Origin of the sequence: uncultured Tateyamaria sp. (assembly GCF_947503385.1) — a bacterium.
Taxonomy (GTDB): domain Bacteria; phylum Pseudomonadota; class Alphaproteobacteria; order Rhodobacterales; family Rhodobacteraceae; genus Tateyamaria.
The window spans coordinates 642,001-658,907 of record NZ_CANNDO010000001.1 but is presented as its reverse complement, the minus strand read 5'-3'; the positions used below and the strand labels follow the sequence as shown (position 1 = coordinate 658,907).

Annotated in this window: 13 protein-coding genes; 8 read left to right on the top strand and 5 right to left on the bottom strand. The window is 63.7% G+C overall.

The annotated features are described in order from the left end of the window. Positions 1 to 6 precede the first annotated feature (6 nt). Entirely contained in the window at positions 7 to 1,590 is a 1,584-nt protein-coding gene (glpD, locus tag Q1A85_RS03210; protein ID WP_299685002.1) for a glycerol-3-phosphate dehydrogenase, read from the top strand. After that, positions 1,587 to 3,059: a glycerol kinase GlpK gene (gene glpK, locus Q1A85_RS03205; RefSeq protein ID WP_299685000.1), complete on the top strand. Its 1,473-nt coding sequence runs from the start codon at positions 1,587 to 1,589 to the stop codon at positions 3,057 to 3,059. The genes glpD and glpK overlap by 4 nt, the downstream gene beginning before the upstream one ends. 64 nt (positions 3,060 to 3,123) lie before the next feature. On the opposite strand, the gene Q1A85_RS03200 is transcribed toward glpK, so the two are convergent. From Q1A85_RS03200 to gpmI, 3 genes are read right to left on the bottom strand one after another with little or no spacing between them, the layout of a single operon-like run. Beyond that, positions 3,124 to 4,464, bottom strand: a complete 1,341-nt coding sequence (locus Q1A85_RS03200; RefSeq protein ID WP_299684998.1) for a S41 family peptidase — start codon at positions 4,462 to 4,464, stop codon at positions 3,124 to 3,126. A gap of 6 nt (positions 4,465 to 4,470) precedes the next feature. After that, the gene (locus Q1A85_RS03195; RefSeq protein ID WP_299684996.1) at positions 4,471 to 5,607 is read right to left on the bottom strand and encodes a peptidase M23; all 1,137 of its coding nucleotides are present in this window, start codon (positions 5,605 to 5,607) and stop codon (positions 4,471 to 4,473) included. Further along, positions 5,604 to 7,115, bottom strand: coding sequence for a 2,3-bisphosphoglycerate-independent phosphoglycerate mutase (gene gpmI, locus Q1A85_RS03190; protein ID WP_299684994.1), 1,512 nt, complete (start codon positions 7,113 to 7,115; stop codon positions 5,604 to 5,606). The genes Q1A85_RS03195 and gpmI overlap by 4 nt, the downstream gene beginning before the upstream one ends. A 66-nt stretch (positions 7,116 to 7,181) precedes the next feature. Between gpmI and Q1A85_RS03185 the strand changes: the two genes are divergently transcribed. Continuing rightward, positions 7,182 to 7,721 (top strand): DUF3291 domain-containing protein, encoded by a 540-nt coding sequence (locus tag Q1A85_RS03185; protein WP_299684992.1) that lies wholly within the window; start codon positions 7,182 to 7,184, stop codon positions 7,719 to 7,721. A gap of 273 nt (positions 7,722 to 7,994) precedes the next feature. Here the strand turns inward: Q1A85_RS03185 and Q1A85_RS03180 are convergent, their stop codons facing one another. Then, a complete protein-coding gene (locus tag Q1A85_RS03180) occupies positions 7,995 to 8,360 on the bottom strand; it encodes a hypothetical protein (RefSeq protein ID WP_299684990.1) in 366 nt (121 codons plus the stop codon). A 166-nt stretch (positions 8,361 to 8,526) separates the two neighbouring features. After that, positions 8,527 to 11,490: an error-prone DNA polymerase gene (locus Q1A85_RS03175; protein WP_299684988.1), complete on the bottom strand. Its 2,964-nt coding sequence runs from the start codon at positions 11,488 to 11,490 to the stop codon at positions 8,527 to 8,529. A 198-nt stretch (positions 11,491 to 11,688) separates the two neighbouring features. On the opposite strand from Q1A85_RS03175, the gene Q1A85_RS03170 reads away from it, so the two are divergent. The 5 genes from Q1A85_RS03170 to Q1A85_RS03150 all read left to right on the top strand — a co-directional run bounded on the left by Q1A85_RS03170 (position 11,689) and on the right by Q1A85_RS03150 (position 16,820). Beyond that, complete coding sequence (locus tag Q1A85_RS03170; protein WP_299684986.1) at positions 11,689 to 12,156, top strand: DUF1203 domain-containing protein; 468 nt, start codon at positions 11,689 to 11,691, stop codon at positions 12,154 to 12,156. 66 nt (positions 12,157 to 12,222) lie between these two features. Further along, the gene (locus tag Q1A85_RS03165) at positions 12,223 to 12,402 is read left to right on the top strand and encodes a zinc-finger domain-containing protein (RefSeq protein ID WP_299684984.1); all 180 of its coding nucleotides are present in this window, start codon (positions 12,223 to 12,225) and stop codon (positions 12,400 to 12,402) included. Positions 12,403 to 12,635: 233 nt separating this feature from the next. Further along, a complete protein-coding gene (gene polA / locus Q1A85_RS03160; RefSeq protein ID WP_299684982.1) occupies positions 12,636 to 15,428 on the top strand; it encodes a DNA polymerase I in 2,793 nt (930 codons plus the stop codon). Between the two features lie 126 nt (positions 15,429 to 15,554). Further along, the gene (locus tag Q1A85_RS03155) at positions 15,555 to 16,076 is read left to right on the top strand and encodes a GNAT family N-acetyltransferase (protein ID WP_299684980.1); all 522 of its coding nucleotides are present in this window, start codon (positions 15,555 to 15,557) and stop codon (positions 16,074 to 16,076) included. A 177-nt stretch (positions 16,077 to 16,253) separates the two neighbouring features. Beyond that, positions 16,254 to 16,820, top strand: a complete 567-nt coding sequence (locus Q1A85_RS03150) for a YdeI/OmpD-associated family protein (RefSeq protein WP_299684978.1) — start codon at positions 16,254 to 16,256, stop codon at positions 16,818 to 16,820. Positions 16,821 to 16,907 lie beyond the last annotated feature (87 nt).

The window sequence follows — 16,907 nt, the reverse complement described above, 5'->3', positions numbered from 1 at the left end:
CACTGGATGGTTCAGCATACACCGTCATCCGTATCCCAAACGGAGGGCGCGCACGTGTCGGACGACCAAGTTTTTGACCTGTTTATCATTGGTGGCGGCATCAACGGCACCGGGATTGCGCGTGACGCGGCGGGTCGGGGGCTCAGGGTCGGGCTGGCCGAGGCAGGCGATCTGGGCGGCGCAACATCCAGCGCATCGACCAAGCTGTTCCATGGCGGGCTGCGTTATCTGGAATTCTTCGAGTTTGGCCTTGTCAAATCCGCGCTGAAAGAACGCGAGGTGCTGCTCAAGGCGATGCCGCATATCAGTTGGCCCATGCGCTTTGTCCTGCCATACGCGCCCGATATGCGGTTCGACAGCGACACGCCAACCTCACGGCTCTTGCGCATGACGATGCCGTGGATCGAAAAGGGGCGGCGGCCCGCTTGGCTCGTCCGGCTGGGCCTGTTCCTTTATGACAATCTCGGCGGGCGCGAGATCCTGCCGGGCACCAAGACGCTGGACCTGACCACCGCGCCCGAAGGCAAACCGCTCAAACAGCGGTTCAAGATGGCCTATGAATACAGCGATTGCTGGGTCGAGGATTCGCGACTGGTTATGCTCAATGCCCGCGACGCCGAAGCGCGCGGCGCCACGATCCTGACCCGCTGCCGCGTGAACGAGGCGTCCCGCGATGGCGACACATGGCGCATCGACACCGCACAGGGCACATACCGGGCCAAGGCGCTGGTCAACGCGGGCGGCCCATGGGTGGCCGACATCCTGACAGGTGTCATGCGCCAGAACAGCCAGCACAACATCCGGCTGGTGCGCGGATCGCACATCGTGACCAAACGGCTCTATGATCATGACAAGTGCTACTTTTTTCAGGGCACCGACGGGCGCATCATCTTTGCTATTCCCTACGAACGTGACTTTACCCTGATCGGCACCACGGATGCGGAACACGATGCCGCCGACGTCAAACCCCAGATCACCGATGCCGAACGCGACTACCTCTGCGCCTTTGCGTCCGAGTATTTCGAAAAACCCGTGACCGCCGATGACGTGGTGTGGACCTATTCCGGCGTCCGCCCGCTATATGACGATGGTGCGTCGTCTGCCACGGCCGCCACCCGGGACTACGTGCTGACGCTGGACGACAACGGCCCGCCGGTGCTCAGCGTCTTTGGCGGCAAGATCACGACCTACCGCAAACTCGCCGAACAGGCGCTGGCCAAGATGGGTCTGGGCGCGGCATGGACCGCTGGCGTGCCGCTGCCGGGTGGCGACTTTGCCGTGGCGGATGTGGGCACGCTGACCAACAGGCTGGCACAGGATTACCCGTTTCTCGGCGCAAAATGGGCAGGCCGTCTGATCCGCGCCTACGGCACCGAAGCATGGGACGTGCTGGGCGATGCCAAGGCTGCCACTGACCTCGGTCAGGACTTTGGCGCCACGTTGACGGCGGCAGAGCTCAAATGGATGATGACCCGCGAATACGCACGCGAAGGGGCGGACGCGCTCTGGCGGCGGACCAAGCTGGGGCTGAGGCTGACCGAAGCAGAACGCGCAGCCGTCGACACATGGATGAAGGAGCAGTCCGCATGACCCATATTCTGGCCATTGATCAGGGCACCACGTCCTCCCGCGCCATTGTCTTTGACGGCGACATGACACCCATCGCCTCCGCGCAAGAGGAATTCACCCAGCATTTCCCGGCCAGCGGCTGGGTCGAACACGAGGTCGAGGACCTGTGGACCACCGTCGGCTCGACGGTCGCGGCTGCCTTGGCCAAGGCGGGGCTCGGGGCCAGCGACATCGCCGCCATCGGCATCACCAACCAGCGCGAAACAACTGTTGTCTGGGATGCCGAGACGGGCGCGCCCCTGCACCGTGCCATCGTGTGGCAGGACCGCCGCACCGCCGACATGTGCGAGGGCCTGCGCGCCCAAGGGCACGCGGATCAGGTGACCGACATCACCGGGCTGCTGCTGGACCCGTATTTCTCCGCGACCAAGGTCAAATGGGTCCTCGACCAGTACGAAGGGTCGCGGGACCGTGCCCGTGCAGGCAAGCTGCTGTTCGGCACGGTGGACAGCTACCTGATCTGGCGCATGACCAACGGCGCATCGCATGTCACGGATGCCACAAACGCCGCTCGCACGATGCTCTATGACATCCACAAGGGCCAGTGGAGCGCCGAGATGTGCGCCATGCTCGACATCCCGCAAGAGATGCTGCCCGAGGTCAAAGACTGTGCCGCCGACTTCGGTGTGACCGGCCTTCTGGGGGGCGAAACGCCGATCTACGGCGTCGCAGGGGACCAACAGGCGGCCACCATCGGACAGGCGTGTTTTGCGCCGGGCATGTTGAAATCAACCTATGGCACAGGCTGCTTTGCGCTGCTGAACACCGGGAACGCGCCGGTGCGGTCGCAGAACCGGCTGCTCACAACCATCGCTTACCAACTGGACGGCAAACCGACATACGCGCTCGAAGGGTCGATCTTTATTGCAGGCGCCGTGGTGCAATGGCTGCGTGACGGGCTGGGCGTCATCGGCTCTGCCCCCGAGACGGAGGCATTGGCACCCACAGGCAAGCCCGGCGTCACACTTGTGCCCGCTTTCACCGGTCTTGGCGCGCCGTACTGGAACCCGGATTGCCGGGGGGCCGTGTATGGCCTGACCCGCGACACCGGGCCTGCGGAAATGGCGCGTGCGGCGCTGGAAAGCATCGGCTTTCAGACCCGCGATCTGTGGGAGGCGATGCGCGCTGACTGGCCCGATGGCGGTGACGCCGTGCTGCGCGTCGATGGCGGGCTCAGCGCCAATGACTGGGCGATGCAGTTCCTTGCCGACATGCTGGGCGCGCCGGTGGACCGGCCCGCCGGGGTCGAAACAACTGCGCTTGGGGCCGCGTGGCTCGCCGGGATGCGCGCGGGCCTCTACCCGGATGTGCAGGGCTTTGCCGACACGTGGGCGCGAGATGTGCAGTTCGCCCCCGCAATGGCCGACGCGGACCGCGCAGAGGCCTATGGCCGCTGGCAACGTGCCGTGGCCGCCACGCAATCCGTGTAACAGCCATGAAAAAGGCCGCCGCAACATCTTGCGGCGGCCTTTCTGCAATCACAGGGCCGTGGTCTCAGTCGCTGGGGCCAAGCGCGTTCAGACCCTTGAGGATGTCGATGGCATAGGCCAGTTGATAATCCTCTTCGCGCAGGGCGGCGGCGGCTTCGGCCTTTTCGCGGTCCGCTTCGATCTGACGGATTTCGTCCTCGCTCAGCGAGTCGTTGTCGAGACTGCCGCGCAGATCGGATTCGGAGCGTTGGCCCACCGCGCTGCGCGCCTCTTCGTCTTCCTCGGTTGCGGGGGCGCGGCGGGGCTGTTCCACCACGATGTCCGGGCTCACGCCCAGCGCCTGAATAGACCGGCCCGATGGCGTGTAATAACGCGCCGTGGTCAGGCGCATGGCCGATGCGCCACGCAGCGGCATGACCGTTTGCACAGACCCTTTGCCAAAGCTCTTGGTGCCCACGACAATCGCCCGGCGGTGATCCTGCAACGCACCCGCGACAATCTCGGACGCCGACGCGGACCCACCATTGATCAGGACCACCATAGGTTTGCCCTGCGCCAGATCGCCCGGTGTCGCGTTGAACCGGTCACCATCAGCCGGGTCGCGGCCACGGGTCGACACGATCTCGCCCTCTTCAAGAAAGGCATCCGACACCCGGATCGCTTGGGTCAGCAGACCGCCGGGGTTGTTGCGCAGATCGAGGACGAACCCATCCACGTTTTCCATCCCGCCCAGCGTTTCGACCTCTTCTTCGAGCTTGGAGATCAGGTTGGGCGTCGTCTTGTCGTTAAAGGTCGTGACACGCAGCACCACCGTCTCGCCTTGGGTGCGCGTGCGCACCGCCTGCAATTCAATTGTGTCGCGGATGATCGAGACGTCGAACGGCTCCGTTTCGCCTTCGCGCACAACGGTGATGATAATCTCGGACCCGACCGGCCCGCGCATCCGGTCCACCGCCTCGTCGAGGGTCAGGCCCAGCACGCTTTCGCCGTCCACATGGGTGATGAAATCGCCCGCCTCGATGCCCGCTTCGGCCGCTGGCGTGCTGTCGATGGGCGAGACGACCTTGATGAACCCTTCTTCCTGCGTGACCTCGATCCCGAGGCCGCCAAACTCGCCGCGTGTCTGCACCTGCATCTGCGCCGCGTCGTCGGGGGACAGGTAACTGGAATGCGGGTCAAGCGATGTCAGCATCCCGTCAATTGCCGCCTCAATCAGTTCGCCGGGTTCGACCTCTTCGACATATTGGTTGCGGATGCGCTCAAAGATGTCACCGAACAGGTCCAACTGCTCGTAGACGCTGGCGCTGGCATTGGCCTCTTGGGCCAGCAACGGGCCTGCGATCTGCGTGGTCGCGATGGCACCCGCGACCGTACCGCCCAACGCGGCCATGACGAAACGTTTCATTCTTGCCTATCCATCCTTGTCGATGCTGAACCACCCCGCAGGGTCCTCAGTCGTGTTGTCTTGTCTGACTTCTATATAGAGCGTTTCCGAACGGGTTCCGCCAGCCCCTTCACCACCTGTTGAAGCGGCGTTTTCCGTCTGCGCCCCCGGCAAGCCGCCCATCAGGCCCAGCGGCGTGCCCTCGGCAATGATATCGCCCGCCTGCCCATAGGTGACGCCCAGCCCGGCAAAGACAAACAGCGTGCCCGGGCGCGGCTCAAGCATCACGACATTGCCAAAATCCAAGAGCGGCCCGACATAGCGCAGCGTGGCCTCCGTGGGGGCCGTGACCAGCGCACCGGGGCGCGTGGCCAGCAACAGGCCGGGGCGCGCAATGCCCGCCGCGTCCGCCTCTCCGGCGGCGCGCAGCAGCACCCCGCGCGCGGGCAGGGTCAGCGTGCCGATCCGGTCCTCAAGGCGGGGTGGCGTCCACGCGGCCTCATCCACGACAATCTCGGCAAGGCCGCTGGAAAACGCATCCAGCGTCTCGGCCGACGCCACCAGAAGCGCGGTGCGGATCGGGTCGGCGGTAAACCGGGTGGGCAGGTCCGTGCGCTCGGCCATCGCCTGATTGAGCGCAGAGCGTGCCGTCTGCACCTCGGCCAGCCCGGTGCGCAGCCGGTTTGCGGCGTCTTCCTGCAACAGCCGCAGCGTCTCGACGTCCTCCAGATCGCGCCGCAGGTTCGCCGCACGCTGGTTCAGCGCAGGCGTCAACTCGGCCAGCAACATGCCCGCCCGTGCCGTGCCTTCGGGTCCCTGCGGATGCAGAAACGCTGTGGGTGCCTCACCCGGGGACATGGTCTGCAACACGGCCAGCAGCCGCGCGATCTCCGCATCCCGCGCGCCCAGCTGGCGGCGCAGCTGATCCTCGCGGATCGCCGCCTGCCGCAGGCCGCCGCGCATGGCGGACAGGCCCGCCTCGTAGGCCTGAATGGTCCGGGTCAGCGCCCGCACCCGGTCCCGCGCGCTGTCTGCCGCGTCCAATTGCGCCGACGCATCGGACAACGCCACCGCCGCCTGCCGGGCCAATGCGCCGGGATCATCCTGCGCCGTCAACGCGGCGGGCCATATGGCAAGGATCAAGGCAAACCGCAAACGCCTCATGAGATCAGGCTGACCCCTGTCATCTCGTCGGGCTGGTCCAGCCCCATCAGTTGCAAAAGCGTCGGCGCAAGATCCGCCAGCCGCCCGTCGCGCAAGGTCCCGTCAGCGCCGATCAGCGCAACAGGCACGCGGTTTGTCGTGTGCGCGGTGTGCGGGTTGCCGGTGTCCGGATCAATCATCGTCTCGCAATTGCCGTGATCCGCCGTCAGGATCATCGCGCCCCCCGCCGCTTCCAGCGCAGGCAGCACACGGGCCAGCCCTGCATCCACCGCCTCGCAGGCCGCAATCGCAGCTTGCAGGTCACCGGTATGACCCACCATGTCCGGGTTGGCATAATTCACGACAATCAGGTCATAGCCCGCCTCGATTGCCTCGACAAAGCGGTCGGTGACCTCGACCGACGACATCTCGGGCTGGGCGTCATAGGTGGCCACATCAGGCGATTTGGGCATCGCGCGGTCTTCGCCCGGTTCGGGCGTCTCCTCCCCACCGTTCAGAAAGAACGTCACATGCGGGTACTTTTCCGTCTCCGCCAGACGGAACTGGCGCAGGCCCGCCTGTGCGACCCACGCGCCCAGCGTGTTCACGATCTCGGGCTTGGGATAGGCGGTGGTCATGTAGGCCTTGTGCGCCTCGGAATAGTCCGCCATGCCAAGAAGCCCGGACCACGCCGGGCGTCCCGCCGGGTCAAACGCGTCAAAACCCGGATCGCCAAAGGCCGCCATGATCTCGCGCGCGCGGTCGGCGCGGAAGTTCAGACAGAACAGCCCATCGCCATCCTTGGCCCCCTTGTAGCCGTCCACCACCGTGGCAGGGATGAATTCATCGGTGTGATCGTTGGCATAGGCCCGCGCAATGGCGGCGGCGGGGCTTTCGACCACCGGCGCATCGGCCCGCGCAATCGCGGCAAAGGCGGTTTCCACACGGTCCCAGCGGTTGTCCCGGTCCATGGCGAAATAGCGGCCCGTCACGGTCACGATCCGCGCGCCCTTGGGCAGGGCGTCCTGTAGATCGGCCAGATAGGTTTCGGCGGATTTGGGGGCCACGTCGCGGCCATCCGTGATCGCGTGGACCAGCACCGACAGGCCCGCATCGGTGCAGGCCTTGGCCGCCGCAACCATATGCGACACATGCCCGTGCACGCCCCCGTCCGACATCACGCCCATCAGATGCGCGCGCCCGCCCGCATCCTTGATCCCCGAAATCCAGTCCTGCAGCGCCGCATTGTGGAAAAAACTGCCATCCTCAATGGCCAGATCAATCTGGCCCAGATCCATCGCCACCACACGGCCCGCGCCGATATTGGTGTGCCCAACCTCGGAATTGCCCATCTGGCCCGACGGCAGGCCCACATCCGGCCCATGTGTGACCAATGTGGCGTGCGGGCATGTCTCTATGATCCGGTCATAGGTCGGGGTGTCCGCCAGCACAGGCGCGTTGCCGTGGCTGTCGTCACGCAGGCCCCAACCATCAAGGATACACAGGACTACGGGTTTCGGGGTGCTCATGGCTGCGCGCTCTTGGTGCTGCTTCGTCGCCTTGGGTTCTAGCGTGCGGTGCAAGGCATGGGAAGGATGCTCTGGCTGCTGTATATGGGGGGCGTGCAGGTTGGGGGGAAACGGATGAGCGATTACATGCTGGTACACCTGAATGTGGTGCGCCCCTTGGGGGCGTTCACGGCCAGCCACCCCAACGCGGTCTATTTCTTTTCCCAGCTGCCCGCCGTCTTTGCCAAGGCAAAGGCGGATGACGGCCTGCTGTGGCACAATCACGGGGCCCGCACGCCTCAGGGCGGGTTTGCCGACATGAACGGTATCCTCGCGTTGCAGACAGAGCGGACCAAAGACAACTTTGACATCCTGACCATGGCGGGATGGAAGGACGCCGCCGCGCTCCACCGCTTTGCCTATCGCGACCCGCTGCACCGGGACGGGATGAAGACGCTGCGCGACTGGGTGGACCGGTCGGATGGTGCAACGATGGTGATGTGGTGGGAACGCCGCGGCACCCGCGTGACGCTGGAGACGGGGTGGCAAAAGCTGTTGCATCTGCGCGCGCAAGGCCCGACGCCTGATGCGTTCTGCATGCAAACGCGCTTTGATATGCCGGTCTGATTGGGGTGGCTGTCCCGACTGCCGCCAGTGTTACGCCACCAGTTCGGAAGGTGGCTATGGGATCAAAAGCTTCCCGCTTACGGACCAGCGACCGATCAAAAGCGCAGGATGGGTTTTAACCCATCGCAATTTGTCCTGCATGTCCGGCAACCTTCGGATCCTAACCAAAGCATCAAAGGCCACCAAGCTCATCTTTGCATTGCGTCCGCCTTGCGGGACTTTGCGCCATTTCGCTGCGACTGCGCGAATGGCGGCTTTACAATCGCAAACTGGCTAAAGAGTCTCTCCACATTGCCCGTCAGAAATTGCGTAGGTTTCCAAGACATAGCGCCCTACCGCACCACCTGAAACGATGCGTACAGCAATGAAATTTGGATCTTCGATACCTGTTTGTTGCAGTACGAATGGAATGACAGATGGCGCATAGTGATTGCAAAGCGCCAAAAGGAAATCATCCAAGTTTTCGTTACCGAACAACCCTTTAGGAATTGGATCAGGTTGGATTCGCATCTCTATTCCCTTACCGTGAGACGAATGGGATAGGACTCCGGTATCGACCAATTGCCATTGTACATCTTGTGCTGAGACCGGCAGCGCCACAGACAAAATGAAACTTGCGAGTATCGTACAACGTTTCATGTGGTAAACTCCCCTTTATATCTCTGCTACTATTCAAACGGACTTTGGTGCAAGGTGCAGCATCGATCAGTTTGGGCTCGCAGCAGACATTGCGTGTGGTTTTTTTCTCGCGTCGACAGAGCATCTGCGGCGCTTTTGCGTTTGCGCGTATGGCCCGGCGCTGGGCTCAGTCCGGGTTGCCGCGGGTAAAGCTGATCTTGGACAGGTCCGGCGCGCGGCCCGTCACTGGCTCCAGCGCAGCACCCGGTGTCAGGACATGGCGCAAGAGCGCCACGGGATGCGCCTTGAGCGTGAGGCGGGTCGAGACGTAATCCTCCACCACCTCCTCGCCCAAGGTCATCCGGGGCAGCAGCGCGGTCGGTTCGTCCACCACCTCGCCGTCGATATCGCTGGCAAAAAGCGGCAGCACGGGGCCCGGCGCAATCGCCTTGGCCTCCCACAGTGCCTCGCGGCGCCCAAGGCCAAGGGCCGCGAACACGTCCGCTTCGGCCAGCCGCACGATCACCTGATGGCCAAGGCCCGCCCGCCGCCACACATCGCGCACCGATTGGTAACCGTTGCCCCGCGCGGCGGTGATCCATGTGGCGTCCTCTTCGCTCAGCCCCTTGATCTGGCGAAAGCCCAGCCGCAGGGCCAGCCCGCCCCTGCCGTCCGGCTCCATCACGTTGTCCCAAAAGCTCGCGTTGATGCAGATGGGTTTGACCGTGACCCCGTGTTCGCGCGCGTCCCGCACGATCTGGGCGGGGGCATAGAACCCCATGGGCTGCGCGTTCAGCAGCGCGCAGGCAAAGATGCCCGGATGGTGGCATTTGAGCCAGCTTGACGCATAAACCAAAAGCGCAAAGCTGGCCGCGTGGCTTTCGGGAAAGCCGTAGGAGCCGAACCCCTCGATCTGGGAAAAGCACCGTTCGGCAAAGACATCGTCATAGCCGTTCCTGCGCATCCCCCGCAGGAACAGGGCACGGAATTCGCTGACACTCCCGTGTTTTTTGAACGTGGCCAATGACCGGCGCAGCCGGTCCGCCTGATCCGGCGTGAACCCCGCGCCCACAATGGCGATCTGCATCGCCTGTTCCTGAAACAGCGGCACGCCCAGCGTCTTGCCCAGCACCTGCCCCAGTTCGTCCGAGGGAAAGCTCACCTCCTCCTCTCCGTTGCGGCGGCGGATATAGGGGTGCACCATGTCCCCCTGAATGGGGCCGGGCCGGATAATCGCCACCTCGATCACCAGATCGTAGAAATTGCGGGGTCGCATCCGGGGCAAAAAGTTCATCTGCGCCCGGCTTTCCACCTGAAACACGCCGACGCTGTCGGCCGCGCACAGCATGTCATAGACCGCCGGGTCCTCGGGCGGCAGGGTGGCAAGGGTATAGTCACGCTGGTGATGCATCTTGAGCAGGTCGAACGCCTTGCGGATGCAGGTCAGCATCCCAAGGCTCAGCACATCGACCTTGAGGATGCCCAGCGTCTCGATATCGTCCTTGTCCCAACAGATGACCGTGCGGTCCTCCATCGTGGCGTTCTCGATGGGCACCAGTTCGTCCAGCCGCCCTTCGGTCACGATGAACCCGCCCACATGCTGGCTCAGGTGGCGGGGAAAGCCGTTGATCTCGTAAACCAGTTCAATTGTTTGGGCGAGACGGCGGTCGCGGTAATCAAGGCCGATCTCGGCCATGCGCTCGGCCTCGATCCCCTTGGTAGAGAAAAAGCCCCAAAGCTGCGAACTGAGCGCCGAAATCGTATCTTCGGAGAGGCCCATGGCCCGGCCCACCTCGCGGATGGCCCGCTTGCCCCGGTAGTGCACCACCGTGGCGCACAGACCCGCGCGGTGGCGGCCATAGCGTTCGTAGATGTGCTGAATCACCTCCTCGCGCCGCTCGTGTTCGAAATCGACGTCGATGTCCGGGGGCTCGTCGCGGGCCTCGGAGACAAAGCGTTCGAACACCATGGTCCCCATCTCGGGACTGACAGAGGTGATGCCAAGGCAATAGCACACCACCGAATTGGCCGCCGACCCGCGCCCCTGACACAGGATGTTGCGCGACCGGGCAAAGGCCACGATATCGCGAACGGTCAAGAAATAGGGCGCGTAATTCAACTTGGCGATCAGTTGGAGTTCGTGGCGCAGAAGCCTTTGCGCCTTTTCCGGTGCGCCCGCAGGATAGCGCCATTTCAGCCCCTCATCGGCCAGCCGTTCCAGCCGCTGGCCGGGGGTCTCGTTCTCCGTGATCTCGGACGGGTATTCGTATCGCAACTCGTCCAGCGAAAAGGTGAGCGTTTCGGCGAGTTCTGACGTGCGGTGCACGGCGTCCTCGTGGCCCGCAAAGATGCGCAGCATCTCGTCTGCGCCGCGCAGGCGCCCTTCGCCATTGGCCAGCGCGTTGCGGCCCAGATCATCGACCCGGCATTTCAGTCGCACGGCTGCAACCACATCCGCCAGCTTGCGCCGCGTGCCGTGGTGCATCCGGGGCGCGGCAGAGGCGAGGGTCTGCACGCCAAGGCGCTGCGCCTGATCGGTGATGTGGTCGAAATAGGCCGCGTCCCGCCCGTCATAGCCCGGCACCATCAGCACATGCATGTTTCCGGCAAAGCGGCGCGACAGCCGTTCCGCCTGTGTCACCCAATCGCACGCGCCGCCCGTCACCGTTTGCGCCTGTGGCCACAGGAGCAGGTGGAGACCGTCGGAAAATTCTTCGAGGTCGCGCAGGCCGAGATCGCATTGCCCCTTGTCGGCTTTCAGCCGACCGCGCGAGATGATGCGGCAGAGGCTGCCCCACCCCGCACGGTTTTTCGGGATCACTGTGACCGGGGCGGCATCGGTAAAAAGCAGCCGCGCTGCCGGGATCAGGCGGGGGGTCACCGTGGCTGGCGCGCGGGGTGGTGCGGGCAGATGTGCAGGTTTGGGCGGACCGATCAGCCCGTGCAGGGCATCGAAGGTCTGCCGTTCCTTTACGTCGCGCGCGATTTTGCGGGCTTCGGTATGGGCGCGGACGATGCCCGCCACCGAGTTGTCATCGGCAATGGCCAGCGCTTTCATCCCCAAAAGGGCGGCACGCGCCACGTATTCCTCGGGGTGGGAGGCCCCGGTGAGAAAGGTAAAGTTCGAGGTGATCGACAGTTCGGTAAACATAGACAGCAGATTCGCAGCGGCAGCCGGGTGTAGTATGTTCTATTTTTGTTCTTATTTGAAGTGTTGAGGGGGCTCTGCCCCCGCCCTGCGGGCCCCCCGTGGTATTTCTGGTCAGAAGAAACGGGGACGGATGCGCAATATTCGGGTCGAACCGCAGACTGGCCAGCGGATATCCCACTGCGCAGAAGGAGACCTGTCATGCCCACATTCACCGCTCTGCCCACCGATGTCGCCCGTGCCTATCAGGCGGGCGCGCCCGATGCTTTTGGCCATCCGCCCGAACGGGCAACATCCGATGGGCATGGCAATCCGTGCCGCCATTGTCTGCGCGAGATACCGGCGGGCGCGGACATGTTGATCCTTGCGCACAAGCCCTTCGAGGGCACGCATCCCTATGCCGAGATCGGTCCGATTTTTCTGTGCGCCGCCGCCTGTCCGCAGGGCAGCGGGGCGGACCAGCCCGAGGTGCTGAAAACCGCACCGGACTATCTGCTGAAAGGGTATGGGCCACACGACCGCATCGTCTATGGTACAGGCGGGGTTGTCGCCACGGATGCGATGCAGGCGCGGATTGCCGAAATCTTTGCCGATCCGGAGGTGGCCTATATCCATGTCCGATCCGCACGCAACAACTGCTATCAGGCGCGGGTGGATCGCGACGACTAGACCCTTGTCGGGGCGGCAGGCTTGGCGCATAACACTTGCGCAACGCTCAGCAAGGACCGCCCTCCCATGACCCTCCCCGCACCCGAGACCAAGATCGTCGACAGCCACCGTGTGGCCTGTGACGGAAGCGAAGGCGCGCTGGGGCATCCGCGGGTCTGGTTGCAGATCCCCGAAGATACCGGTTGGGTCGAATGCCCGTATTGCGATTGCAAATATGTGCACCGCGACCACGCCGACGACGCCTGAGCCAGCGGCATGCCCCGCTGTTGTGAACGTATCCCCGCCGTGAGCGCCAAATAAACAATGGCGTGCGCCGCAGGCGCTCAATTTGGTCACGGCCGGGTCCGGGGACCGGGGTCGGCTGGAGCACCTGCCTCCCCGGCCGTCTTTTCGGCCTTGCGGAGAAAAATCGCCCGCGTCGCTGGCGGGACCACGCGGATCATGGCAATACCTGTCTCGGAACCAGAGGGGATATTCGCATGACCGTAGCATTCGGAAAAGGCTGCCACCTGCACCTGATCGACGGATCGGCGTTCATCTTCCGCGCCTACCATGCCCTGCCGCCCCTGACGCGCAAATCCGACGGCCTGCCCATCGGTGCCGTCTCGGGCTTTTGCAACATGTTGCAGCGTTACGTGGAGGGGAACCACGGCCCGGACGCGCCCACCCATATCGCCGTGATCTTCGACAAGGGCAGCCACACGTTCCGCAACGACCTTTATGACCAGTACAAGGCCAACCGGGACGCCATGCCCGAAGATCTGCGCCCGCAGATTCCACTGACCCGTCAGGCGACCGAAGCCTTCAACATCGCCTGCAAGGAACGCGAAGGGTTCGAGGCCGACGACATCATCGCCACCCTCGCCGTGCAGGCCCGCGCCGCCGGGGGCCGCGTCACCATCATCAGTTCAGACAAGGACCTGATGCAGCTTGTGGGCGACGGCGTTGAAATGCTCGACGCGATGAAGAACAAGCGCATCGACCGCGACGGCGTACACGAGAAATTCGGGGTCTATCCCGAACGTGTGGTCGACGTGCAGGCGCTGGCCGGGGACAGCGTCGACAACGTGCCCGGCGCGCCGGGCATCGGCATAAAAACCGCCGCCCTCCTGATCAACGAATTTGGCGATCTCGACGCCCTGCTCGAACGCGCCTCCGAGATCAAACAGCCCAAGCGTCGCCAGACCCTCATCGACCATGCCGACCAGATCCGCCTCAGCCGCGACCTTGTCCGCCTCGACGAAAACATGTCTCTCGACTTCACCCTCGACGACCTCGAAGTGCGCGACGTGGATCCCGAACCGCTCATGGCTTTCTTGGCCGAGATGGAGTTCCGCACCCTCACCAAACGCATCGCCGAACAGATGGGCGTGGAACCGCCCGAGATCAAAGAGGCCGCCCCCGCCCCCACCGACGCCCCCAAAGCGCCCACATTCGACAAATCCACCTATGAGCACGTGCAGACCGCCGAAGCGCTGCAAGGCTGGATCGACCTGATCTATGAACGCGGCTACGTCGCCGTGGACACCGAAACCACCGGCCTCAACGAAATGACGGCGGACCTTGTGGGCATCTCTCTTGCGGTGAATGCAGGCCACGCCTGCTATATCCCACTGACTCACCGGCAGGGGGGCGACGACCTCTTTGGCTCCGACGCGCTGGCCGAAGGCCAGATGCCGCTGGACACCGCACTCGACATGCTCAAACCCGTGCTCGAAGACGACAGCATCGTCAAAATCGGCCAGAACATGAAATACGACGCCAAAATCTTTGCGCGTCTGGACATCCACGTGGCCCCCATCGACGACACCATGCTGATGTCCTACGCCATGCATGGTGGCCTGCACGGGCACGGCATGGATACGCTCAGCGAACGCTACCTTGGGCACACGCCGATCCCGATCAAACCGCTGCTGGGCACTGGCAAATCCGCCAAAACCTTTGACATGGTGCCCATCGACGATGCGGTAAAATACGCCGCCGAGGATGCCGATATCACCCTGCGCCTCTGGCAATTGTTCAAACCGCAACTGCACGTCGCCAAAACCACCCGCGTCTACGAGACGCTCGAACGCCCCATGGTCCACGTGCTGGCGGGCATGGAACGTTCCGGCATCAAGGTCGACCGCGACACGCTCAGCCGCATGTCCAATGCCTTTGCCCAGAAAATGGCCGGACTCGAGGCGGAAATTCACGAACTGGCTGGCCGCAGCTTCAATGTCGGCTCACCCAAGCAACTGGGCGAAATCCTGTTTGACGAAATGGGCATCGAAGGCGGTAAAAAGGGCAAGACAGGCGCATATGCCACCGGTGCCGACGTGCTCGAAGACCTCGCCACCGAACACGAACTGCCCGCCCGCGTGCTCGACTGGCGGCAACTCAGCAAACTCAAATCCACCTATACCGATGCGCTTCAGGACCACATCAACGCCGACACGGGCCGCGTACACACGTCCTACGCCATCGCCGGGGCCTCCACCGGACGCCTCGCCTCGACCGATCCAAACCTGCAAAACATCCCGATCCGCACCGAAGAAGGCCGCCGCATCCGCGAGGCTTTCGTGGCCGAGCCGGGCAAAACCCTTGTCGCACTCGACTATTCCCAGATCGAGCTGCGCATTCTCGCCCACATCGCGGATATCCCCGAACTCAAACAGGCATTTGCGGACGGCATCGACATTCACGCGCTCACCGCATCCGAAATGTTCGACGTGCCGCTCGAAGACATGACACCCGACATCCGCCGCAAGGCCAAGGCGATCAACTTTGGCGTCATCTACGGCATCTCGGGCTTTGGCCTCGCCCGCAATCTGCGCATCCCACGGGGCGAGGCGCAGGGCTTCATCGACCGCTATTTCGAACGCTTCCCCGGCATCCGCACCTATATGGACGACACCAAGACATTCGCCAAGGAACACGGCTATGTGCAGACGCTCTTTGGCCGCAAGATCCACACGCCCGAAATTGCCTCCAAGGGGCCGCGCGCAGGCTTTGCCGCCCGCGCCGCCATCAACGCCCCGATCCAAGGCACCGCCGCTGACGTGATCCGCCGCGCCATGATCCGAATGCCCGACGCGATCAAGGACCTGCCCGCCGCCATGCTGCTGCAAGTCCACGACGAATTGCTGTTCGAAGTTGAAGACAGCGCCGTCGATGACCTGATCGGCGTGGCCAAGGACGTGATGGAAGGCGCCAACGCTCCCGTTGTGCATCTGGACGTAAAGCTGACCGTGGACGCGGGCCAAGGGCAAAACTGGGCCGAAGCACACTGACCCCCACGCCCCTCTGGCCCACGGTGCTGTGCCCACGGCATATTCGAACGGCTCCTGTTTGTGATGCGCGTCCATCTGCATCCCGAACGTGGCCGGACTTTTTATCTGCGACCGGAAAGGCGACTAATGAACTCTCTCACGACCGCCCCCTTTCTCACGACAGAGCGTCTGGTTTTGCGTGGCCCCGAACGCGATGATCTGCCTGCGTTCACCCGGTTTATGACCAGCGCGCCGTCGCTTGAGGCGCAGGGCGAAACAACCACAGCGGAACAGGCATGGTACAGCTTTCTGACAGGCATCGGCCACTGGCACTGGCACGGCTTTGGCTTTTTCACCGTTGTCCTGTCGCAGACGATGCAGCCTGTTGGGCGTGTGGGCTTGCTCAAGCATTCGGACTGGCCGGATATCGAACTGGCATGGCATCTCTTTGACGGGGCCGAGGGCAATGGCTACGCCACCGAGGCCGCGGTCGCCGTCAGAACATGGGCCGGGGCGGCGCTCGGACTGGACAAGCTCCACAGCTATATCGACGTGGAAAACACACAGTCGCAGGCGGTGGCCAAACGGGTTGGGGCCACCACGGACGGCACCCGCGCCGCGCATGACCCAGATGCCGAAGTTTGGGTTCACCCGATGGACGGTCGCTGACCGCTCCGTGCACTCTTTGGCCTTTTGGCGGCCTCACATGGCAGATCGACGGTGCATGACCACGCGACCCCCTGCGCCGTCTCGTGGTGGCGTGCCCGATAGGCAGGGAAAACTCCGCGTCTCGCGTCGGCTTTGTTTTTGTGGGCGGCGACTGGAATAAGACCCCAAGCCGCATCCATGACCTGCACCAAACACCCCTGTTCCAGCGTGGCGCGTGCGTGCCCGCAGGCCCAGGTAAAATCCCGCGCCGCACTGCGCGCATGGCTCGCCGATACTCACGCCACCGCTGGACCGGTCTGGCCGGTCGTCAACAAACAGCCGTCACCGCATTGCCTGCCATGGGGTGACGCGGTCGCAAAGCTGTTGTGCCGGGGTTCGATCGACAGCGTGACCCGTCGCGTGGATGACGCAGGGTCGTCCTACCGCGTCTTGCCCCGCACTCCGGCATCGGCGCGGTCGGCGATGCGGGTGACACAGGCGGGCAAAGCGTTGATCGCGGCGGCACTGGTCAAGGGCATGTGGGCCGTTCTGGATGACGTGGACCGGCTGGAGGTGCCCGGGGACCTCGCCGCCGCGTTGGGCGAGGCGTTGCGACCCGCGTGGGATCGCTACCCCCGCTGTGTCAAACGCGGGACGCTGGCATGGATCAAAACGGCCAAGTCCGCACCCACCCGCGCCACGCGGATCGACGACGTTGTGGCCTCTGCCCGCCATGGTCCACGCCCCTCTCCCTTTCGGCGCTGAGCGGGCGAAGTCCTAACAAATGGTAAAACGGCCTCTGTAACCCATTGATTTTTGGTGCGTGGCGCGGTGTCCCAGCATGGGACAGCC